General features: G+C 65.2%; 23 protein-coding genes. 14 read left to right on the top strand and 9 right to left on the bottom strand.

Translation table 11 applies throughout. The annotated features are described in order from the left end of the window. Positions 1 to 46: 46 nt before the first annotated feature. From V6X30_RS03830 to V6X30_RS03840, 3 genes are all read right to left on the bottom strand, one after another. Positions 47 to 316 (bottom strand): Lpp/OprI family alanine-zipper lipoprotein, encoded by a 270-nt coding sequence (locus tag V6X30_RS03830; protein WP_367983324.1) that lies wholly within the window; start codon positions 314 to 316, stop codon positions 47 to 49. A 119-nt stretch (positions 317 to 435) separates the two neighbouring features. Continuing rightward, positions 436 to 1005, bottom strand: coding sequence for a L,D-transpeptidase family protein (locus V6X30_RS03835; protein WP_367983325.1), 570 nt, complete (start codon positions 1003 to 1005; stop codon positions 436 to 438). Continuing rightward, positions 1002 to 1238, bottom strand: a complete 237-nt coding sequence (locus V6X30_RS03840) for a glutaredoxin family protein (RefSeq protein WP_367983326.1) — start codon at positions 1236 to 1238, stop codon at positions 1002 to 1004. The genes V6X30_RS03835 and V6X30_RS03840 overlap by 4 nt, the downstream gene beginning before the upstream one ends. A gap of 54 nt (positions 1239 to 1292) precedes the next feature. On the opposite strand from V6X30_RS03840, the gene dusA reads away from it, so the two are divergent. Then, the gene (gene dusA / locus V6X30_RS03845; RefSeq protein ID WP_367983327.1) at positions 1293 to 2318 is read left to right on the top strand and encodes a tRNA dihydrouridine(20/20a) synthase DusA; all 1026 of its coding nucleotides are present in this window, start codon (positions 1293 to 1295) and stop codon (positions 2316 to 2318) included. 7 nt (positions 2319 to 2325) lie between these two features. On the opposite strand, the gene V6X30_RS03850 is transcribed toward dusA, so the two are convergent. Next, entirely contained in the window at positions 2326 to 3126 is an 801-nt protein-coding gene (locus V6X30_RS03850; protein WP_367983328.1) for a TatD family hydrolase, read from the bottom strand. 24 nt (positions 3127 to 3150) lie between these two features. On the opposite strand from V6X30_RS03850, the gene V6X30_RS03855 reads away from it, so the two are divergent. The 4 genes from V6X30_RS03855 to fdxA are packed head-to-tail and all read left to right on the top strand — an operon-like array spanning position 3151 to position 6377. Beyond that, positions 3151 to 4734 (top strand): AMP-binding protein, encoded by a 1584-nt coding sequence (locus V6X30_RS03855; protein WP_367983329.1) that lies wholly within the window; start codon positions 3151 to 3153, stop codon positions 4732 to 4734. Next, positions 4734 to 5555 carry a bifunctional hydroxymethylpyrimidine kinase/phosphomethylpyrimidine kinase gene (gene thiD / locus V6X30_RS03860; protein WP_367983330.1) on the top strand — a complete coding sequence of 274 codons (822 nt, stop codon included), beginning with the start codon at positions 4734 to 4736 and terminating at the stop codon, positions 5553 to 5555. The genes V6X30_RS03855 and thiD overlap by 1 nt, the downstream gene beginning before the upstream one ends. Positions 5556 to 5574: 19 nt before the next feature. After that, positions 5575 to 6057 carry an Rrf2 family transcriptional regulator gene (locus tag V6X30_RS03865; protein ID WP_367984532.1) on the top strand — a complete coding sequence of 161 codons (483 nt, stop codon included), beginning with the start codon at positions 5575 to 5577 and terminating at the stop codon, positions 6055 to 6057. Further along, positions 6054 to 6377 (top strand): ferredoxin FdxA, encoded by a 324-nt coding sequence (gene fdxA, locus V6X30_RS03870; protein ID WP_367983331.1) that lies wholly within the window; start codon positions 6054 to 6056, stop codon positions 6375 to 6377. Before V6X30_RS03865 ends, fdxA begins: the two co-directional genes overlap by 4 nt. 17 nt (positions 6378 to 6394) lie before the next feature. Here the strand turns inward: fdxA and ispG are convergent, their stop codons facing one another. Further along, a complete protein-coding gene (gene ispG / locus V6X30_RS03875; RefSeq protein ID WP_367983332.1) occupies positions 6395 to 7636 on the bottom strand; it encodes a flavodoxin-dependent (E)-4-hydroxy-3-methylbut-2-enyl-diphosphate synthase in 1242 nt (413 codons plus the stop codon). A 28-nt stretch (positions 7637 to 7664) separates the two neighbouring features. On the opposite strand from ispG, the gene V6X30_RS03880 reads away from it, so the two are divergent. The 3 genes from V6X30_RS03880 to V6X30_RS03890 all read left to right on the top strand — a co-directional run bounded on the left by V6X30_RS03880 (position 7665) and on the right by V6X30_RS03890 (position 9618). Then, a complete protein-coding gene (locus V6X30_RS03880) occupies positions 7665 to 8357 on the top strand; it encodes a glutathione binding-like protein (RefSeq protein WP_367983333.1) in 693 nt (230 codons plus the stop codon). After that, positions 8354 to 9157 (top strand): nucleoside triphosphate pyrophosphohydrolase, encoded by an 804-nt coding sequence (gene mazG / locus V6X30_RS03885; RefSeq protein WP_367983334.1) that lies wholly within the window; start codon positions 8354 to 8356, stop codon positions 9155 to 9157. The genes V6X30_RS03880 and mazG overlap by 4 nt, the downstream gene beginning before the upstream one ends. Positions 9158 to 9285: 128 nt before the next feature. Next, the gene (locus tag V6X30_RS03890) at positions 9286 to 9618 is read left to right on the top strand and encodes a 4a-hydroxytetrahydrobiopterin dehydratase (RefSeq protein WP_367983335.1); all 333 of its coding nucleotides are present in this window, start codon (positions 9286 to 9288) and stop codon (positions 9616 to 9618) included. On the opposite strand, the gene moaC is transcribed toward V6X30_RS03890, so the two are convergent. Both moaC and gpmA read right to left on the bottom strand, forming a co-directional pair. After that, positions 9619 to 10092, bottom strand: a complete 474-nt coding sequence (gene moaC, locus V6X30_RS03895) for a cyclic pyranopterin monophosphate synthase MoaC (protein ID WP_367983336.1) — start codon at positions 10090 to 10092, stop codon at positions 9619 to 9621. After that, a complete protein-coding gene (gene gpmA / locus V6X30_RS03900) occupies positions 10089 to 10778 on the bottom strand; it encodes a 2,3-diphosphoglycerate-dependent phosphoglycerate mutase (RefSeq protein WP_408022366.1) in 690 nt (229 codons plus the stop codon). The genes moaC and gpmA overlap by 4 nt, the downstream gene beginning before the upstream one ends. A 65-nt stretch (positions 10779 to 10843) precedes the next feature. Here gpmA and V6X30_RS03905 point away from each other — a divergent pair, with 65 nt between their 5' ends. Genes V6X30_RS03905 through V6X30_RS03915 form a run of 3 tightly spaced genes read left to right on the top strand, consistent with a single transcriptional unit; the run spans position 10844 to position 12981 of the window. Further along, entirely contained in the window at positions 10844 to 11353 is a 510-nt protein-coding gene (locus V6X30_RS03905; RefSeq protein WP_367983338.1) for a L,D-transpeptidase family protein, read from the top strand. Continuing rightward, positions 11353 to 12360, top strand: coding sequence for a beta-N-acetylhexosaminidase (gene nagZ / locus V6X30_RS03910; protein WP_367983339.1), 1008 nt, complete (start codon positions 11353 to 11355; stop codon positions 12358 to 12360). The genes V6X30_RS03905 and nagZ overlap by 1 nt, the downstream gene beginning before the upstream one ends. A 45-nt stretch (positions 12361 to 12405) precedes the next feature. After that, positions 12406 to 12981 (top strand): hypoxanthine-guanine phosphoribosyltransferase, encoded by a 576-nt coding sequence (locus tag V6X30_RS03915; RefSeq protein WP_367983340.1) that lies wholly within the window; start codon positions 12406 to 12408, stop codon positions 12979 to 12981. Between the two features lie 2 nt (positions 12982 to 12983). Here V6X30_RS03915 and V6X30_RS03920 read toward each other — a convergent pair whose 3' ends face one another. Both V6X30_RS03920 and mfd read right to left on the bottom strand, forming a co-directional pair. After that, positions 12984 to 13541, bottom strand: coding sequence for a CsiV family protein (locus V6X30_RS03920; protein ID WP_367983341.1), 558 nt, complete (start codon positions 13539 to 13541; stop codon positions 12984 to 12986). 38 nt (positions 13542 to 13579) lie between these two features. Next, the gene (gene mfd, locus V6X30_RS03925; protein ID WP_367983342.1) at positions 13580 to 17050 is read right to left on the bottom strand and encodes a transcription-repair coupling factor; all 3471 of its coding nucleotides are present in this window, start codon (positions 17048 to 17050) and stop codon (positions 13580 to 13582) included. A gap of 98 nt (positions 17051 to 17148) precedes the next feature. Here mfd and sfsA point away from each other — a divergent pair, with 98 nt between their 5' ends. The 3 genes from sfsA to lolD are packed head-to-tail and all read left to right on the top strand — an operon-like array spanning position 17149 to position 19773. Continuing rightward, positions 17149 to 17850, top strand: coding sequence for a DNA/RNA nuclease SfsA (sfsA, locus tag V6X30_RS03930; RefSeq protein WP_367983343.1), 702 nt, complete (start codon positions 17149 to 17151; stop codon positions 17848 to 17850). Further along, positions 17847 to 19094 carry a lipoprotein-releasing ABC transporter permease subunit gene (locus V6X30_RS03935; protein WP_367983344.1) on the top strand — a complete coding sequence of 416 codons (1248 nt, stop codon included), beginning with the start codon at positions 17847 to 17849 and terminating at the stop codon, positions 19092 to 19094. Before sfsA ends, V6X30_RS03935 begins: the two co-directional genes overlap by 4 nt. Beyond that, positions 19087 to 19773 (top strand): lipoprotein-releasing ABC transporter ATP-binding protein LolD, encoded by a 687-nt coding sequence (gene lolD, locus V6X30_RS03940; RefSeq protein ID WP_367983345.1) that lies wholly within the window; start codon positions 19087 to 19089, stop codon positions 19771 to 19773. Before V6X30_RS03935 ends, lolD begins: the two co-directional genes overlap by 8 nt.

Below are 19773 nucleotides of genomic sequence, written 5' to 3' on the forward strand. Positions count from 1 at the left end.
AAACCCCGCCGTGGCGGGGTTCTCGTGGGATCTACCGGAATAGATCCTACTTGTACATCGACTCTTCGAACATGCGATCGATCTTCTCGCTGTTCTCGTTAGCCGTGTCCTGAGCGGCGTTGGCGACCGTATCGGCACCCTCCGCGGTCACCATGGCCATGCTCGCTTCATCCATCGCGGCCTCGGACATGGCCCGGACCTCGTCGACCTGAGCCTGCAGATCATCGACGGAAGCCTGCGTGGCGCAGCCCACCAGCAGTCCCATGGAAGCGGTGGCAGCGCTCAGCTTGAGCAGCGTTTTGAGCGACTGGGTCATATAAAACTCCTTCGTATTGTCCTGACGTTTCAATCCGACGGACATCAGCGGCGGTCATTCGCCGTGATCGTCTGCGGCATGATTGCGCGCCGGCCGACGACTTTCAACCCCCGGAAAGGCTATTCAATCACCACCGGCGTGCCTATCTTGACAACGGAATGCAACGTTTCGATCTGCTCATTGGTCAGGGCGATGCAGCCCTCGGTCCAATGAAAGTCGCGATGAATGGCCGGGTTGCCGTTACCGATGCCGTGAAATCCAATATGGCCGCCCAGCGTCCCATCCTGCGGGAACTCTCCGTATTCGAGACCGATCTGGAGGGCATCGCTGTATTCGGCCTCTGTCATCGCGCCCCGCTGACGGGCATCGTCGAGATGGGCGAGGGTGGGATAGTTAATACCGATGAAAATATGAAAGCGGCTTTCCTGATTGAACCGGGTAATTCTGAATTCTCCTCTCGGTGTCGTCTGATCGCCCCTGAAATGCAAATCGGAAATCCCGCCCCGGCCGAAGGCGACATCGTCAAGGCGCATCAGCCGTTGGTCGCCACGCCAGACCTCGGTCACCGCCGCATCGGTATCGACACGAACCCAGACTTTGTCTTGACCGGGGGACGCGATTGCGGCGCTTGGGGTTATCAGCATCCATACGCCGGATATGGCGAGCAGCACCGCCGCCAGACGACTCATGGGAGATACCGGTAGAGATCGGCCATGCCGAATGGCCAATAGAGCGGCCGCGGCCGCTGCGGGCATTCGATGACGGGGATGAACTCGGCATAGGCGGCCTCAGCATCCGTATCGTCCATGATCTCGACGCACTCGACCGTCAGGCCGCGCCGCTGCACCACCGGCTCGAGTAGCTGCCAGGCCTCATCGCAGAGGTGGCACCCTGCTGTCGTGTAGAATCGAATGGATCCCATGTTCTGAACGTCTCATCAACACTTAGCCGAAAGCATAACGCGACTGCATCGCCAATGAGTATTACTGCGGATCTGCGCCTCAGCGTCGCCCCCATGATGGACTGGACCGATCCGGCGTGCCGGTATCTCCTGCGCCTGATCAGCCGGCATACGCGCCTGTATACCGAAATGGTTCCGGTCCAGGCACTCTGGCATGGCAGGGCCGAACGCTTTCTGGCCGGGCATCCCGCCGAGGCGCCCGTAGCGGTGCAACTGGGTGGCAGCGACCCGACGCAACTCGCCCATGCGACAGCGCTCGCCGAACAATGGGGTTACGATGAGGTCAACCTCAACGTCGGCTGCCCCAGCAGCCGGGTTCAGTCCGGGCGCTTTGGAGCCTGCCTCATGCGCGAACCGGAATTGGTCCGGGAACTGGTGGCTGCCATGCGCGAAGCGACGAAGCTGCCGGTGACCGTGAAATCGCGCATTGGAGTGGATGACGATGACCGTTTTGACCAGCTCTGCCGATTTACCGAGCAGATCATTGTCGGCGGGGCGGATGCGCTGATCGTGCATGCGCGGAAGGCTTGGCTTCATGGGCTCTCACCGAAACAAAATCGCGATGTGCCGCCGCTGCGCTACGAGACTGTCGCGGCGCTCAAGCACGACTTTGCCGATCTGCCGATCGTGCTCAATGGCGGAATCCGCAGCCTGGATCGCGCAGCGGAATGGCTGGGCCCGCTCGACGGTGTGATGATTGGTCGTGAGGCCTACCACAATCCCTGGCTGCTTGCCGAAGCCGATGCCCGCATTTTCGGTGATCGCGAACGGCCGTTGCCGGATCGCAAAACGGTGGCGCTTGCCTACCGGGATTACGTCGCCGCGCATTGGCATGCGCGAATCCCGGTGACGCGCTTCACGCGGCATCTGGCCGGACTCTTTCAGGGCCTCCCGGGCGCCCGTGTCTGGCGGCGGACACTCAGCGAGGCGGCCGGTCGCAAGGGCGCCGGGCCCGAGGTGATCGATGCCGCGCTCGCTGCGCGGGAAAGCGTGATCTCGACCGCCGACGACGTGGCGGGCATGGCCGTTTCGGTACGATAGACCGGCACTACTGAGGCAGGCCAAAAAATTTCCGGCTGGTGGATGCGGTCATTCTGCCGAGCGCGTCGGGATCGCCCCCCCTGAGCCTGGCGACGGCCTCGAGGACATGCGGCAGAAACGCGGGCTCGTTGCGTCGGTTTGCCGGTTTCGCAGGTAAACCACGGGGCAGAAGAAAGGGCGCATCGGTCTCGATCATTAAACGGCCGTCCGGGATATTGGGTAGGCATTCCCGTAGCGCGCCGCCGCGCCGTTGATCGGTCACCCATCCGGTGACACCGATATGCAGGTCAAGCTCAAGGCAGCCCTCGAGCAGGGCTTGGTCCCCGGTGAAACAATGCAGCACGGCTGCTGGGACATGCGGCCGATACTCTTTCATGATGGCGAGGAAATCGGCCTCGGCATCGCGCTGGTGAAGAAAGGCGGGACATCCCAGTCGGGCGGCGAGTTCGAGCTGTGCCGCGAAGGCGTGACGCTGAACGGGACGGGGCGAGAAGTCACGGAAATAATCCAGGCCCGTTTCCCCGATGGCAGCCGCCGCGGGCGCCTCGGACAGGGCCTCAAGCAACGGGACGCTGTCCTCTGACCATTCATCGGCATGATGCGGATGCACCCCGACGGTGGCGCGCATGGCGTCAGGATGTTCTGCCGCCATGGCAACCGCGGCGCGCGACTCCTCAAGACTGACGCCGGTGAGGATCATCGACGTGACCCCGGCGGCCGCGGCTCGCTCGATAGCGGCCGCACGATCTTCGTCAAAGCGCCGGTGGGTAAGGTTGACACCGATATCGACAAGGCCGTTGTACTTCATGCGGTCATTCTGCTGGAATTCCTGATGACGATGAATACCGAATACTGCGCTGACCAACGCCCGATGAACTGGGTGGGCGACTGGGCCGGACGACGCCGGTGCCTGACCCCCGAGCGTACTGCGCTGATTGATCCGGCGCGTGACCGGCGGCTGACGTATCGCGATCTCGATGACCGGGCGCGCCGCTGGGCGACCTGGATGGTCGACTCCGCGGGAATTGGGCAGGGCGACGTCATCGCGCTGCTGAGTCGCAATCGGCTGGAAGCCATCGAGATTTTCATGGCGGCGGGCAAGACCGGCGCTATCGTCGCGCCGGTCAGCCATCGCCTGAGTCCGGCGGAGGCCTCGGAGATTCTGTGTCGGCTCGATCCTGAGTGGCTGCTGGTGGATACCGACCTGATCGAGTATGCCGACAGTCTGGACGGGTCGGTTGCCGGCTTGCCAAGGCTCGTATTCGGTGGCACCGGGTGCAGCGCGGAAGTGGCGCTCGAAGCGGTCGTGCCGCGGCCCGTGAATCGCGCCCTGGCGCTGGCCGACCCGTGTCTGCTGGTGCATACGGGGGGCAGCACCGGACTCCCGAAGATCTGTCGCATCAGCCATCGACAGATGGTCTGGAATGCCATGGAGCTGCTGGTTGCGGCGCCGGACGGGCTTGCGGGCCGCCGCGAGCTGGTGCTCTTCCCGCTCTTCCACATCGGTGGCTGGAACACGATCCTGCCGATTCTATACGCCGGTGGATGCGCCGTGGTTCCGGCGGTATTCGATCCGGCGTCGGCCCTGAGCGCCATCGATGACTACGGGGTGAATCACCTCGGTGCCGTCGAGGCGATGCTCCAGGCCATGGCGGCGGCCCCGGCATTCGCGGCGGCATCACTGGACTCGCTGGAGGCCATTACCACCGCCGGTGCGCCCTGTGCCGAAGCCAGTATGCAACCCTTTCTGGCCCGTGGGATCACAGTCCGTCAGTCATACGGTCTCACCGAAGCGGGGCCGTCGAATTTCATCAACGCCCGGTCCGCGGCCGACCCAGAGAGCGCGGTCACTGAGCGGGCCAGCGTCGGCACGAGTTTCTTCCATTGCGATTACCGGATCGTCGACCCCGCCGACAACACGGTCATGGAAGGCGGCGAGTCCGGTGAACTGCAGCTGCGCAGCCCGCATGACTTCGACGGCTATCTGGATGATGCCGAGCAGGACCGGGCACGATGGACCGACGATGGCTGGATCCGGAGCGGTGACCTCGCCCGCGAGGACTCCGAGGGGCGCGTCTTCATCGTCGGTCGCATCGACAACGTGATTGTCAGCGGCGGGGAGAATATCGCCGCGGAGGAGCTCGAGGGGCTGCTCAGGCAGCACCCTGATGTTGAGGGCGTGATGGTCTTCGGAGTACCGGATACGCGCTGGGGGGAACGCCCCGTTGCCTGGTTGACCGGCCCGGCGCAGGATGCCCTTGCAGGCATTCGGTCATGGCTCGATGATCGGCTGGCGCGATTCAAGCATCCGACGACCCTGCAGGTCGTCGAGGCACTACCGTTGACCGGCGCGGGGAAACCCGACCGCCGTCGGGCCAGGGCGCATTACATGCAGACGAAAGGGGAGGGATGCTGATGACACCGGCGCGCATTCTGATCATCGCCGGATCCGATGCGGGCGGCGGCGCGGGCATTCAGGCCGACATCAAGGCGGTCACCGCGCTCGGTGGCTATGCAATGACGGCGGTCACGGCGCTGACGGCACAGAACACGCTCGGTGTGCAGGGCGTTCGCGGCGTTGAGCCGGCATTCATTCGTGAACAGATCCGGTCGGTACTGGACGATCTGGGCGCAGACTGTATCAAGACCGGCATGCTCCACGATGCCGCCGTGATTGATGCCGTGGTGGCGGAACTCGATGCCCGGGCCAACACTGTAACCGTGGTGGTTGATCCGGTCATGGTGGCCCAGAGCGGCGATCGGCTGGTGGCGGATGAAGCCATGGCGCATCTCCGCGATGTGCTCATACCGCAGGCCCGGCTCATCACGCCCAATATTCCCGAGGCGGAGGCCCTGCTGGGGCGGCCCATTGATGGCGTTGCGGCGATGCCGGCGGCGGCCGAGGCACTGCTCGACCTCGGTTGCCAGGCGGTGCTGCTCAAAGGCGGGCATCTGGCGGAAGAAGTCCTCGAGGATGTGCTGGCGACGCGGCAGGGCATCACCCACCTTCGCCATGGACGACTGACGACCACCAGTGATCACGGCACCGGCTGTACGCTGGCCTCCGCGATTGCCGAGGGGATCGGCCGGGGGCTCGACCTCGAGGTGGCGGTCCGGCGTGGACGCGACTATCTGCAGCGCGCCCTTGAGACCGCGGTTCCGCTGGGGCACGGCCATGGCCCGGTGAATCACGGTCATACGGTCATGCCATTCGGGCTGACGCCTGAGCCGCAATGATTGGCATAATGGGACGATGATTCGACTGTCCGCGAAAAGCCGATATGCGGTGAGCGCACTGATGCACCTCGCCATCCATAACGATGCCGGCGCGGTGCCCCTGTCGGAGGTGTCGGTCTGCCAGGGTATATCGATGTCCTACATCGATCAGATCTTCTGGAAACTGCGCCGCGCCGGGCTGGTCCGGGGCACACCGGGACCCGGCGGCGGCTATCGACTGGGACGGCCGGCCGAGGCGATTTCCATCGGTGAGGTGATCACGCTGATGGATGGCCAGGGGGGACCAAGGCGCGCGAATTCTCCGCTCGACGAGACACTCTGGTCAGGACTGGCGGAGCAGATCGAGAGGTTCCTGCGCGGCATCACCCTGGCCGATTTCGCCACCCGTCCGGAAATCCGCGAGGCCATGCGGCGTCAGTATGGTCGGGGGCCATGGCGGTGCGATGTCTGCGGGGCCCTGTCCAACCGTCGTCAGCTTCCCGGCGGAGCCAGTCGACCGTGACGTACGTAGTGACCGAACCCTGTATCCGGTGTCGTTACACCGACTGTGTCGAGGTCTGTCCAGTGGACTGCTTCCACGGCGGGCCGAATTTCCTCGTCATTGACCCGGTCGAGTGCATCGACTGTGCCGTCTGCGTGCCGGAATGCCCGGTGGATGCGATCTATCCCGACGACGAGGTGCCGGCGGATCAGCAGGAATATATTGCCCTCAATGAACGGCTGGCTCAGCAGTGGCCGGTGATCAAAGACCGCGAGGATCCTCCGCCGGACGCCGAGGAGTGGGAGAACGTCAGGGGCAAGCGCCACCGGCTCGAGGAATAGTCCGGGAGCGGCATCGTCTAGGCGGAGGCGGCCCCCTGACCGTAACGCCGCTCGACGTAGCGCTCGACAATCACCTTGAAGTCATCGGCGATGGTATCGCCCTTCAGGGTGACCGTCTTCTCGCCATCCTCGTAGACCGGCGCCACGGGTTTCTCACCGGTACCCGGCAGACTGATGCCGATATCCGCCTGCCGGCTCTCGCCGGGGCCGTTCACCACACAGCCCATCACCGCAAGGCTCATGGACTCCACCCCCGGATACTGTTCGCGCCACTCGGGCATCCGCTCCCGAACGTGGGTCTGGATCTCGTCGGCCAGCTCCTGGAAGAAGGTGCTCGTGGTCCGACCGCAGCCCGGACAGGCGGCCACCAGAGGAGTGAAATTCCGCAGGCCCATGGTCTGCAGGATTTCCTGGGCGACCACCACTTCCTGGGTTCGATCCCCGCCAGGCTCGGGGGTCAATGAGATTCGGATGGTATCGCCAATGCCCTGTTGCAGGAGCACTGAGAGCGCGGCCGTGGAGGCGACGATGCCCTTCGAGCCCATTCCCGCCTCGGTGAGGCCCAGGTGCAGGGGGTACTCACAGCGCGCGGCGAGATCCTGATAGACGCTGATGAGGTCCTGCACGCGGCTCATCTTGCAGGAGATGATGATCCGGTCGTGGGGGAGGCCCAGGGCCTCGGCACGCTCGGCGCTCTCCAGCGACGACACCACCACCGCCTCGCGCATGACCGCTTCCGGCGGCTGCGGATCGGCGCGTCGGGCATTCTCATCCATCAACCGTGAGAGCAGGTCCTGGTCAAGGCTGCCCCAGTTGACCCCGATGCGCACGGGGCGATCGAAGTCACGCGCGATTTCGATGATCTCGGCGAACTGCGGATCGCGGCGGCTGCCCTTGCCGACGTTGCCAGGGTTGATGCGTAGTTTCGCCAGTGCCTCGCCACACTCTGGGACCGCCTTGAGCAGGCGATGGCCATTGAAGTGGAAGTCACCCACCAATGGCACGTCGACGCCCATGTCATCCAGGCGGCGGCGGATGGCCGGGACGGCGCGGGCCGCCTCTTCGTTGTTGACGGTGATCCGCACCAGCTCCGACCCCGCCCGGGCGAGATCGGCCACCTGGATGGCGGTGCGGATCTCGTCGACGGTATCGGTGTTGGTCATGGACTGCACGACCACCGGTGCGTCGCCGCCCACCGTGACGTGGCCGACCTTCACCGGCACACTATGGCGTCTCTGATAACCGGGAATCTCATTCATACCCGCAATCATAAAGGATGGAAGCCGCATGATCGACGTCTACAGCTGGCCGACACCGAATGGTCATAAAGTCCACATCGCCCTTGAGGAGCTGGGCCTCGAGTACAATGTCCACGGCATTAACATCGGACAGGGCGACCAGTTCGGCGAGGACTTCCTGCGCATCAGTCCGAACAACAAGATTCCCGCCATCATCGATAGCGAAGGCCCGGACGGCGAGCCGATATCGCTGTTCGAATCCGGCGCCATCCTTCTGTATCTCGCCGAGAAAACCGGTCGACTGATACCGCAGGATGTCCGCGCCCGCTACGAGACCCTCGAGTGGCTGATGTTCCAGATGGGTGGCCTCGGGCCCATGCTGGGTCAGGCCCATCACTTCCGGCAGTACGCACCGGAGTCCATCGACTACGCGATCAAGCGCTACACCAACGAGGCTAGCCGACTTTATGGTGTGATGGATCGCAGACTCGCGGATCGCGACTGGCTGGCGGGCGGTGAATACACCATCGCCGATATCGCCTGTTATCCCTGGATCCGGCCGCATGAGAATCAGGGTCAGTCGCTGGACGATTACCCGAATCTCAAGCGCTGGTACGACGCCATCTCTGAGCGTGCCGCCGTTCAGCGTGGGGTTGCCGTCCTTGCCGATGCGCGTCCGCCGAAACTGGATGATGCGGCCAAGGAACAGCTCTTCGGCGCGACCCAGTACCAGAAGCGATGAAGGCGCTGGAAGAACTGCTTGGGGTGATGGCCACGCTCCGCGATCCGGAGCGCGGCTGCCCCTGGGACCGCGAACAGGATTTCCGCAGCATCGTGCCGCACACGCTGGAGGAGGCCTATGAGGTGGCCGATGCCATGGAGCGCGGCGATCGGGCGGCCATGCGCGACGAGCTGGGTGATCTCCTGTTCCAGGTCGTGTTCTATGCGCAGATCGCCCGCGAGGAGGGCAGCTTCGATTTCGACGCGGTCGCGCGCGGGGTGGTGGACAAGCTCATCCGGCGCCATCCGCATGTCTTCGGCGAACGCCGCGAGACAACGGCGGCGTCGCAGAAGGCCACCTGGGAGGCGATCAAGGCCGAGGAGCGTGCCGCCCGGACAGGTGGTGATCAGCCGCCCAGCGCGCTGGACGATGTGCCGCTCGGCCTGCCTGCGCTCACGCGCAGTCGCAAACTGCAGTCCCGAGCGGCGAGGGTGGGCTTCGACTGGCCTGAGCCCCACCAGGTGGCGGACAAGGTGCGCGAGGAGCTTGCCGAACTCGAAGAAGCGATGATGCACGCGCCGCGGGACCAGACCCATGTCCACGAGGAGATGGGCGACCTGCTTCTGGCCTGCGTCAACCTGGCCCGGCAGTTGGGCGTCGATCCCGAGCAGGCCCTGCGCGATGGCAACGTGAAATTCGAGCGGCGCTTCCGCGGGCTGGAGGGCATCCTGGCAGATGCGGGCGAGGCGCCGGAATCGGTTGACTTCGAGCGGCTGGAGGCGGCCTATCAGCAGGCCAAGGCGCGCGACGTAGGCAGCTGACCCGATTGTGGCGGCCGAACACCGAGGTCGATCATTGCAGAGGGCCCGGGTGAAATGATTAGGTGAGAGCTCTTACGTCATTGGACGCGATTCCCGGTAGAACGGCCGGTTCAAATGAAGGAGCGAGCATGAGTCTGACGGAAAAGCACTGCACCCCTTGCCAGGGCGGTATCGACCCGATGCCCCGGGGAGAGGCCGAACGCTACCTCGCCGATATTCCCGGCTGGGAACTCAATGAGGACGCCACGCGCATCAGTCGCCATTTCAAGACGAAGGACTTTGCCGAGGCGCAGGCGGTGGCCAACCGCGCGGGGGACGTCGCCGAGCAGGAGGACCACCATCCGGACATCCGTTTCGGCTATGGCTGGTGTGAGGTGGAGATCCACACTCATGCCATCGGTGGGCTGCATGAGAACGACTTCATCTATGCGGCCAAGGTCAACGAAGCCGTCGGCGGCTAGTCAGCGATTCCATTCCCCGGAGCGTCCGCCCCGTTTGTGATTGAGGCGGACGCCTTCAATGCACATACCCCGGTCCAGTGCCTTGCACATGTCATAGACAGTCAGCAGGGCGACCTGGACCGCGGTGAGTGCCTCCATCTCGACACCGGTGCTTCCCCTGGTTGCCGCCGTGACCTCGCAATGCACGGCGAGGTCGTCGGGATTCGGTGTCAGGCGCACGTCGATGTGGGTCAGGGATAGCGGATGGCAGAGCGGCACCAGGTCCGCCGTGCGTTTGGCGGCCATCACGCCGGCGACCCGCGCGGTGCCGAGCGCATCGCCCTTCTCCAGGTTGCCCTGTTGCAGCGCTTCGATGGCCTCCGCGCTCATGCGGATACGGCCCTCGGCCACGGCCACGCGGTGGCTGTCGGTCTTCCCACCAATGTCCACCATATGCGCCTCGCCACGCGCATTGAGATGGGGGAGTTCGCTCAACGGCCGTCCCTCAGCGAATACTTGGCGTCAACCGCCAGCTCATCATCGAGTTCATAAACCAGCGGATCACCGGTCGCGATCTCAACGCCGGTGATGGCCTCGTCGGAGAGTCCCTCCAGGTGCTTGACCAGGGCACGCAGACTGTTGCCGTGGGCCGCGATCAGCAGGGTGGGATAGTGGTTGAGGGCCGGCGCGATGTCGCTTTCCCAGTACGGCAGCACCCGGGCGAGCGTATCCTTGAGTGATTCGGTGGCGGGCAGCAGGCCAGGATCCAGCGCGGCATAGCGGGGATCATGCCGCGGGTGGCGCTCGTCGTCATCGGCCAGCGCCGGTGGTGGGGTGGCAAAACTCCGGCGCCATACATGAACCTGCTCGTCACCGTACTCCGCGGCGGTTTCGGCCTTGTCCAGGCCGGTGAGCGCCCCGTAGTGACGTTCGTTGAGACGCCAGTCCTTGATCATGGGAATCCAGAGCCGGCTGAGCACATCGAGGCTCATGAAGCCGGTGCGGATGGCCCGGGTCAGCACCGAGGTGTAAACGGCATCGGGCGCCAGCCCGGCCGACGCCATCAGACGGCCCGCCTCGGTCGCCTCCTCGCGGCCCTTCTCGCTCAGATCGACGTCATGCCAGCCGGTAAAGCGGTTCTCCAGATTCCAGATACTCTGTCCATGACGCAGCAGGATCAGACGTTTCATGCGCAGTGCGCCCCCTTCGTCGTTATCAGTCGAGCGGCTAGGATATCATCGCAGCCATGATCGATGAGGGGCAGGGCGTGCAGGACTGGCTGGCTATCTCGATTCCACGGCAACAGTTGTGGCTATGCCGGGGCGCGAAGCAGATCGCCGTATGGCCGGTATCCACGGCAGTTGCCGGTACCGGCGAGCGCCAGGGCAGTGGTGCCACGCCCAGGGGCTGGCATCGCATCCGGGCAATGATCGGCGCCTCGCTGCCGAAGGGCACGGTGTTCGTTGGCCGTCGTCCTACTGGCGAGATCTACCGTCCCGAACTGGCTGCGCGGGAGCCAGAGCGCGACTGGATCCTCTCGCGGATCCTGTGGCTGACCGGAACCGAGACGGGACGCAACCGCGGTGGGGCGGTGGATACCCTCCGCCGCTTCATCTACATCCATGGCACGCCGGAGACTGAACCCATGGGCGAACCGCGCTCCCATGGCTGCATCAGGATGCGCAGCGAGGATGTGGTTGCGCTGTTCGATCGCTGCCACCCCGGCATGCCGGTCCTGCTCGAGGATGGCGACTGATGCTCGGTCCACTCATGCTCGGCGTGGCGGGCACACGGCTCACCGGCGAGGAGCGGGATCGTCTCGCCCATCCCGCGGTGGGTGGCGTCCTGCTATTCGCTCGCAACTATGAAACACCGGAGCAGCTGCTCGAGCTGACCCGCTCGATCAAGGCGCTGCGCAACCCGCCGCTGCTGATCGCCGTTGACCAGGAAGGAGGGCGCGTGCAGCGCTTCCGGGATGGCCTCACGGCGTTGCCGGCGTTGGGCCGACTCGGGCAGGCAGCGTTGGAAGCACCGGCGCTGGCGCAGGAGGCCGCCCGGTCCGCCGGATGGATGATGGCATCGGAGCTGCGGGCACTGGGCGTGGACTTCAGCTTCGCGCCGGTCCTTGATCTGGATCGGGGCATCAGTCGCGTGATCGGCGATCGGGCCTTCTCGGGCTCCCCTGAGACGGTCGCGGCGCTCGCGCTTGCCTGGCAACGCGGGGCGCGCTCGGCCGGCATGAGCTGTGTCGGCAAGCATTTCCCGGGGCATGGCGGGACGGCACCGGACTCGCATGAGGCCAGCGCGGTGGATGATCGCGCGCTGGCCGATCTGGTACATACCGACCTGCTGCCCTTCCGCCGGCTCATCGACAACGGCCTCGCCGCGGTCATGATGGCGCATGTCGTATTCCCCGCGGTGGATCCGAGGCCTGCCGGATTCGCCCAGGCCTGGACCGGATATCTGCGCCGGACGCTGGGTTTCGAAGGGGCGATCTTCACCGATGACCTTGAGATGGCGGCCGCGGCGGTAGCGGGTGACCCGGCGGGTCGCCTGGCAGCCGCAATGGCCGCCGGATGTGACATGGCGATTTTCGGCAACGCAGGCCGCCGGGCCGACGCATTGCTGGATCGCTGCACTCACCCCAATCCGCTCTCGGCGCTACGACTCGCCCGTCTGCATGGTCGCGGCGGCGAGTCACTGGCCACGCTTCATGCAAGCCCGGCCTATCGGGAAGCCCGGAGGCAACTGGCTGGTCTCTGAACCCGACGCTATACTGACCGGTTAGGAAACCAACCGGGAGTCACAATGACGCAGGGTGTGGAACTCACCGCCTCGGAACTGGCCGGGGTAATGGAGCGGGCCGAGTGCCTGCATGACGCTAAGGCCATCGACGCCGCGCTGGACCGCCTCGCCGAACAGATCACCGAGCGGCTGACGGGATCCCGTCCGCTGGTGCTGGGCGTGATGACCGGCGCCATCGTGGCGATGGGGCGGTTGCTCAATCGGCTGGATTTTCCGCTCGAGATCGATTATGTCCACGCCACCCGATATCACAAGACCACAACCGGCCGCGAGCTGGTCTGGCTCGCCCGTCCGCAGACCCCTTTGCGGGATCGCCATGTGCTACTGGTCGACGATATTCTCGACGAGGGCCATACCTTCCGGGGATTGATCGCATCCTGCCGGGAAGAAGGGGCTGCGACGGTGCATACCGCCGTTCTTGCTGACAAGCCTAATCCCGGGCGGGTCCCCGGGCTGTCCGCCGACTTCGTTGGCCTGACCGTCCCGGAGCGTTATGTGTTCGGCTCCGGGATGGATTACAAGGGCTATCTGCGCAATATTGATGCCATTTACGCCGCCCACCCGGATGATGAGGACTGAGATCAGGCCCCGTCGGGTGTGATCTCATTGACGCGCACGAGAATGCCCAGCACTGGGTGATCGAGGTAGTGCTGCTGGTCGCTCCGCATCCGCCGGCTGGTACTCACGGCCCAGTGACGGTCCTCGGCCTCGGTGTAACGCAGCTCGGCCTCAACATGCAGAAAGCGCTGGCGATAAACCCGGATAAAACCGCTGATGCCCTCCGCCCGGAGCTGCATCGGCAGCGCGACTGGCTGGGCCTGGGCCGGGCCAACTCCCGGCTGTTCCCATGCGGCATGCCATAGTACGTCGAATCCTGCGCGACCACTGATCCGCCGTGCCGCGCGGCCGAGTGAATGCTCCGCTGCGGGGAGTTGCCGGTATCCGAGCGTGCCATTGTCATCGCGACGCAGCGGCCAGGCCATGGTCTCGGCCATGGCTTTCGCCTGAGGGCTGGGCCGCTCGGGACGTTCCGGATCAATGGGAGGTTGGGTGAAGAGCACCACCTCCACTCGATAGCGATCCGGGCCATCCGGCCCCTCGGCCGCCTGTCCCATGACAACGCCGGTACCCGTCAGCATCAACATCCCGAACAACGCGGCGAACAAGGGGCATTTCATCAAGCGGCCTCACGCAATGCCATGGAAGCGAGGAGCTGCTCGACAAGATCGATCCGCTCCTGCGCGGATTCGGTCTCACGCTGGAATCGCAGCCGCTCCTGTCCTTCCAGACGATACACCCCCGGCTGTTCCTGGACCATGCGGACAAGGGCGCCGGCATCCACCTGGGGCGCCTCGCCGAACTGAACGATCCCGCCACCGGGGCCAACCTCGAGGCGTTGAATACCCATGGCCTGAGCCTGCTGCCGCAGTCGCGCGACCTCCAGAAGGTTGCGCGCGGGCTCGGGGATGAGCCCGAAGCGATCGATCATCTCCACCTGCAGCTCGCGCAGTGCCTCAGCGCCCGTGGCGCTGGCGATGCGCTTGTAGAGCACCAGCCGGGTATGGACATCGGGCAGATAGTCCTCGGGAAGGAGCGCGGGGATATGCAGATCGACATCCGTACTCTGCTCGAGGGGTTGCTCCAGTGCGGGTTCCTTCCCGGATTTCAGTGACTGCACGGCACGGTCGAGGAGATCGTTGTAGAGGTTGAATCCCACCTCGTGGATCTGCCCGCTCTGACCTTCGCCCAGCAGCTCGCCGGCACCGCGGATCTCGAGATCGTGACTGGCCAGCGCGAACCCGATCCCCAGGTCCTCCAATGAGGCGATGGCGTCGAGGCGCTTGACGGCATCGGCCGTCTGGCTCCGTCGGGGTGGCGCGATCAGGTAGGCGTAGGCGCGATGATGAGAGCGACCCACCCGACCGCGTAGCTGATGCAGCTGGGCCAACCCCAGGCGGTCGGCCCGGTTGATGACGATGGTGTTGGCCGTGGGAACGTCGATGCCGCTCTCGATGATGGTCGTGCAGACCAGGATGTTGAAGCGCTGATGGTAGAAATCCAGCATCACCCGCTCGAGTTCCCGCTCGGGCATCTGCCCATGGGCGGTGCGCACGCGCGCCTCGGGCAGCAGCGTCGCCAGCTCCTCGGCGACGCGCTGGATGCTCTGGACATCGTTGTGGAGGAAGTAGACCTGGCCGCCACGATGCAGCTCCCGCAGGCAGGCCTCGCGGATCGTGGCATCGTCCCACTCGTTGACGAAGGTCTTCACCGCCAGACGCCGCGCCGGTGGCGTCGCAATGATCGACAGATCCCGCAGGCCGGCGAGGGACATGTTCAGTGTCCGCGGGATCGGTGTCGCCGTGAGCGTCAGCACATCGACATTGGCGCGCAGTCGCTTGAGCGCCTCCTTCTGACGGACGCCGAAGCGATGCTCCTCGTCGATGATCATCAGCCCCAGTCGCTTGAAACGCACCGATTTCTGCAGGAGCTTGTGCGTGCCGATGATGATATCCACCTTGCCGTCCGCGAGCGCGTCGAGGGTCCGGGCCTGCGCCTGTGACGACTGAAAGCGCGAGATCTGCTCGATGCGAACCGGCCAGTCGGCGAAACGGTCGGTGAAGTTCTGGAAATGCTGCTGGCAGAGCAGGGTGGTGGGCACCAGCACCGCCACCTGGCGGCCGGACTGCACGCCGGCGAAGGCCGCCCGCATGGCGACTTCTGTCTTGCCGAATCCGACGTCGCCGCAGACCACGCGATCCATCGGCCGTGTCTGCTGCAGATCCTGCAGCACGGCGTGAATCGCTGTCTGCTGATCGGGTGTTTCCTCAAACGGAAATTGCGCGGCGAAACGCCCGTAGTCGTCCTCCGGCACTTCGTGCGCCTCGCCCTGCTGCGCCTCCCGCCGGGCATAGATATCCAGCAGCTCCGCCGCCACGTCGCGCGCCTTCTCGGCCGCGCGACGTTTCGCCTTCTCCCACTGGCCGCTGCCAAGCCGGTGAAGCGGTGCGCCCTCATCCTCGGCGCCGGTATAGCGACTGATCAGATGCAGCGATGCGACCGGCACGTAGAGCTTATCCCCGCCGGCGTACTCCAGGGTGAGGAATTCAGTCGCCACGCCATCGACGTCGAGCGTCTGGAGCCCGTGGTAACGGCCGATGCCATGCTGTTCATGGACCACCGGCGCGCCGGCGCGCAGATCCGTTAAATCGCGGATGATCGCATCAGGGTCACGCTCCGGTGCCGACTTCCGGCGCCGCCGCTGTTCCGCACGCTCGCCGAAGAGCGCGGATTCCGGCACCACGGCAAGGCCCGCCTCCGGCAGTCGGAAGCCGACATCCAGCGGGGCCACGGTCAGGCCCAGCGGCGAGGGATTGGCGAGGAATGAGGGCCAGTCGTTGATCTCCCGAACCGAAAGTCCACCGGCCTGGAGCCGCTCGCGAAGCGCCTCCCGCCGGCCCGCGGTCTCCGCCGTCAGCAGCACGGAGCCATCGAATTCCTCGATGAAGCGCCGCAGCGGGGAAAGCCCGGATTCATCACCTGGCGCCACCGTCAGATCCGGCAGCGGACGCGCACCAAGGAGACGGTCGCGACTCCGCGCCACCTCGCGCGTGGGATCCGCCGGGATATCGATCCGGCCACCCTGGCGCAGGCCCTGCCGGACGGCATCGGGATCCAGGTAGAGCGATGCCGGCGCCAGGACCGGACGTTCGCGGTCGTGACGACGCTGTTCGTAACGCTCGTTGATCTGCGCCCATTCCGCATCGAGCTGGTCATCAACGGCGCCGACGCGCAGCGCCAGGGTCCCCGCCGGGAGGTAGTCGAACAGCGTCGCGGTTTCCTCGAAGAACAGAGGCAGGTATGACTCGATCCCGTTCGGGATGTGGCCGTCGCTGATCGCCTGGTAGACCGGACTGGCCGTGGGGTCGCCCTCAAAGCGCGCCCGATACTGCCTGCGGAATCGCTTGATGCCCTCATCGTCGGTGGGGAATTCATGTGCCGGGAGCAGCTCGACGGCGTCCAGTCGCTCGAGGCTACGCTGGGTCTCCGGGTCGAAGGTGCGGATGGTGTCGATTTCGTCGTCGAATAAATCGAGCCGGAATGGCGCCTCCGCCCCCATGGGATAGAGATCGAGAATGGCGCCCCGGACCGCGAATTCGCCGTGTTCCAGGACCTCGGACACACAGCGGTAGCCGCTCGCCTGCAGGGTACTGCGCATGGCTTCCAGTGCCAGGCGCTGGCCCCGCGCCAGGCGGACCACGGTCGCGTCGAGAAACGACGGTGGCGCAATGCGTTGCATGAGCGTGGCGGTTGGCACGATCACCACACCGGACTCCTTCCTTGGCAGACGGTGCAGGGCGCGCAGCCGCTCGGAGGTAATGTCCTGATGGGGCGAGAAGACGTCATAGGGGAGCACTTCCCAATCGGGCATGAGCTCGATGTCGTCGACGCCGAAAAACCGCAGCCCGCGGCGCAGCTGCTCGGCCTCTGCCGTCCCGGTGGTGATCAGGATCATCGGCCCGTCGTGTTGCCGGGCGGTTTCGGCGATGGCGAGGGCCGTGGCGTCACCCACGAGTCCCAGCCAGTCCTGCCGGTCGCCGGCGCCAGCGGGGAGGTCTTCGGTTATGAGCAGCGGTTTTGCGTTCGGCATTAGGATGCAGTCATGGATCAGGGGCAGGGAAGTCTACCCAAAGCGATGACGGTGCGAAACGGGATGAATGGCCGCGCTGCGCCCGGTAGACTGCGTTCATGGATTATGACGCACCGCTGGCTGCTGGCACCCTCGAGAGGCGCTATAAACGGTTTCTTGCCGATGTCACGCTTGCCGATGGCAGCCGGATCACTGCGCACTGTCCGAATACCGGATCGATGCTCGGTTGCGCCGAGCGCGGCATGCGCGTGTGGCTGTCGCGCAGCGACCGGCCCGGGCGCAAGTACGCCCACACCTGGGAGCAGGTGGAAGCGGTCGATGGCGTGCGCGTGGGGATACATACCGGCCGTACCAATCGGCTGGTCGCGGAGGCGCTTGAGGATGCGGCCCTCATGCCGGAAGTGGCCGGCGCCGGTCCGGTGCGCGCCGAGGTCAATGTTCCCGATGAGCCGATGCGCGCGGATTTCCGGCTTGAGGGCGACGGCCGATTCGTCGAGGTGAAAAACGTCACCGCGGCGGTCGAGGCCGGCATCGCGGTCTTCCCTGATGCGCCGAGCACGCGGGGCGTCCGCCATCTGGAGGTGCTCCAGCGGCTTGCCGAGCGCGGGGTCGGGGCGATGCTCATCTTCTGTGCCCAGCGCCCGGACGTCGACGAGATCCGGCCCGCTGATGTCATCGATCCGGCTTATGGCCGCGCCCTGCGCTCGGCCATCGCCGCCGGGGTGATGGTGCTGGGCGTCGGGGCAACGCCCACCGAGACGGGGATCCATGTGGACCGGCGGGTTTCGGTGGCCACATGATCAGACCGCTCCCGCTCTTCATCGGGCTGCGCTACACCCGTGCCCGCCGGCGTAACCGCTTCGTCTCCTTTATCTCGGCAAGCTCCATGCTCGGAATCGCCGTGGGTGTCATGGCCCTGATTACCGTTCTGTCGGTGATGAACGGCTTTGAGAAGGAACTCCGCGAGCGCATCCTGGGCATGGTCTCCCATGCAACCGTGCAGGGCCATGAAGGCGGGCTGAGCGACTGGCAGGCGCTGCTGCCACGCCTCGATGAGCGCAGTGACGTGATCGCTGCAGCCCCCTTCATCAATGGAGAGGTCATGCTGACCCGGGGCGCCGACGTCACCGGGGCACTGGTGCGGGGCATTGATCCGGCCCGTGAGACGGCGGTCTCGCGGGTGGCCAACAATCTGATTGAGGGAGACCTCGATACCCTTGCGGATGGCGAATACCGGATCATCCTGGGTAGCCGGCTGGCCGCGGAGCTGGGTGTGGGCACCGGTGATGCGGTCAGTCTCATCACGCCGGAGGTGCGCGCCTCGGCGGCTGGTATCCTGCCACGGCTTCGGCGCTTCGAGGTGGGTGGCATCTTTGAGGTGGACATGGCGCAGTACGACGGCTCACTGGCGCTGATCCATCTGGCGGATGCCCAGCGGCTGTTCCGCATGGCGGACACGGTGAGTGGAATCCGGCTCGAGTTCGACGATCTGATGTCGGCGCCGGCAAGGGTCCGCGAGATCGCCCGGGCACTGCCGGGCAACTACCTGGTCAGTGACTGGACCATGCAGCATCGGAACTTCTTCCGCGCCGTGGCGATGGAGAAGACCGTGATGTTCATCATTCTGATGCTGATTGTCGGGGTCGCTGCCTTCAACATCGTCTCCACGCTGGTCATGGCCGTGCAGGACAAGCAGTCGGATATCGCCATCCTGCGCACACTGGGAGCGCGACCGTTGACGGTCATGGGGATCTTCGTTGTCCAGGGCAGTCTGCTCGGCGTGGTCGGTACACTGTTCGGCACCGGCGCGGGCATTGCCCTGGCGATGAACGTCGAGACCATCGTCCCGGCGATCGAGCGGCTGTTCAGCGTGGAGTTCATCTCCGGCGATGTCTACCTGATCAGCGAACTGCCCTCGGATCTGCGCATGCCCGATGTCTGGCGGATCAGTCTCTCTGCCATCGCCCTGAGCCTGCTCGCCACGCTCTACCCGGCATGGCGGGCGGCGCGCACCGCCCCAGCGGAGGCCCTCCGCCATGAGTAGCCGTGAACCGGTGATCGACTGCCGCCACGTGGATAAGGCCTTCCGAGAGGGCGGGCTGGCTGTTGACGTCCTGCGCGGGCTGGAATTCCGTGTCGAGCCGGGGGAGCAGGTCGCAATCCTGGGCCGCTCCGGCTCAGGCAAGAGCACCCTGCTGCATCTGCTGGGTGGTCTCGAGGATCCCGATGCCGGGGAGATCCACGTGCAGGGACAGGCACTCTCGGGGCTCGGCCCGGCGGCGCGGGGCCGGCTTCGCAATCGTGCCCTGGGCTTCGTTTACCAGTTCCATCATCTCCTCGGTGAGTTTACGGCTGTAGAGAACGTTGCCATGCCGCTGCTGATTCGCGGCGATGCCATCCGGCCGGCCCGGGAGCAGGCGACGCGCATGCTCAAGGACGTCGGACTGGAAAAGCGCCTTCGTCATAAACCCGGAGAACTCTCCGGCGGCGAGCGCCAGCGGGTCGCCATCGCCAGGGCACTGGTCACCCGACCCGCCTGCCTGCTGGCCGACGAGCCCACCGGCAACCTGGACGGGCAGACCGCCGAATCCGTGCTCGCGCTCTTCCAGGATCTCAATCGTGCCAACGAAACCAGCGTCGTCCTGGTCACCCACGACCTGGAGGTCGCTGGGCGAATGGATCGACGGCTGAATCTCGCCGACGGGGTGCTGCAACCGGTCTGA

The organism is Spiribacter sp. 1M189 (genome assembly GCF_040838345.1).
Taxonomy (GTDB): Bacteria; Pseudomonadota; Gammaproteobacteria; order Nitrococcales; family Nitrococcaceae; genus Spiribacter; species Spiribacter insolitus.

Bases quoted from the DNA above. Each gene is read 5' to 3' on its own strand.
- V6X30_RS03835 (WP_367983325.1), bottom strand. From the start codon at position 1,005: ATGAGTCGTCTGGCGGCGGTGCTGCTCGCCATATCCGGCGTATGGATG.
- mfd (WP_367983342.1), bottom strand. From the start codon at position 17,050: ATGCCGAACGCAAAACCGCTGCTCATAACCGAAGACCTCCCCGCTGGC.
- ispG (WP_367983332.1), bottom strand. From the start codon at position 7,636: ATGAATGAGATTCCCGGTTATCAGAGACGCCATAGTGTGCCGGTGAAG.
- V6X30_RS03880 (WP_367983333.1), top strand. From the start codon at position 7,665: ATGATCGACGTCTACAGCTGGCCGACACCGAATGGTCATAAAGTCCAC.
- lolD (WP_367983345.1), top strand. From the start codon at position 19,087: ATGAGTAGCCGTGAACCGGTGATCGACTGCCGCCACGTGGATAAGGCC.
- V6X30_RS03905 (WP_367983338.1), top strand. From the start codon at position 10,844: ATGATCGATGAGGGGCAGGGCGTGCAGGACTGGCTGGCTATCTCGATT.
- V6X30_RS03840 (WP_367983326.1), bottom strand. From the start codon at position 1,238: ATGGGATCCATTCGATTCTACACGACAGCAGGGTGCCACCTCTGCGAT.
- V6X30_RS03850 (WP_367983328.1), bottom strand. From the start codon at position 3,126: ATGAAGTACAACGGCCTTGTCGATATCGGTGTCAACCTTACCCACCGG.
- V6X30_RS03915 (WP_367983340.1), top strand. From the start codon at position 12,406: ATGACGCAGGGTGTGGAACTCACCGCCTCGGAACTGGCCGGGGTAATG.
- thiD (WP_367983330.1), top strand. From the start codon at position 4,734: ATGACACCGGCGCGCATTCTGATCATCGCCGGATCCGATGCGGGCGGC.
- V6X30_RS03890 (WP_367983335.1), top strand. From the start codon at position 9,286: ATGAGTCTGACGGAAAAGCACTGCACCCCTTGCCAGGGCGGTATCGAC.
- dusA (WP_367983327.1), top strand. From the start codon at position 1,293: ATGAGTATTACTGCGGATCTGCGCCTCAGCGTCGCCCCCATGATGGAC.
- mazG (WP_367983334.1), top strand. From the start codon at position 8,354: ATGAAGGCGCTGGAAGAACTGCTTGGGGTGATGGCCACGCTCCGCGAT.
- V6X30_RS03855 (WP_367983329.1), top strand. From the start codon at position 3,151: ATGACGATGAATACCGAATACTGCGCTGACCAACGCCCGATGAACTGG.
- V6X30_RS03935 (WP_367983344.1), top strand. From the start codon at position 17,847: ATGATCAGACCGCTCCCGCTCTTCATCGGGCTGCGCTACACCCGTGCC.
- sfsA (WP_367983343.1), top strand. From the start codon at position 17,149: ATGGATTATGACGCACCGCTGGCTGCTGGCACCCTCGAGAGGCGCTAT.
- nagZ (WP_367983339.1), top strand. From the start codon at position 11,353: ATGCTCGGTCCACTCATGCTCGGCGTGGCGGGCACACGGCTCACCGGC.
- V6X30_RS03920 (WP_367983341.1), bottom strand. From the start codon at position 13,541: ATGCTGACGGGTACCGGCGTTGTCATGGGACAGGCGGCCGAGGGGCCG.
- V6X30_RS03830 (WP_367983324.1), bottom strand. From the start codon at position 316: ATGACCCAGTCGCTCAAAACGCTGCTCAAGCTGAGCGCTGCCACCGCT.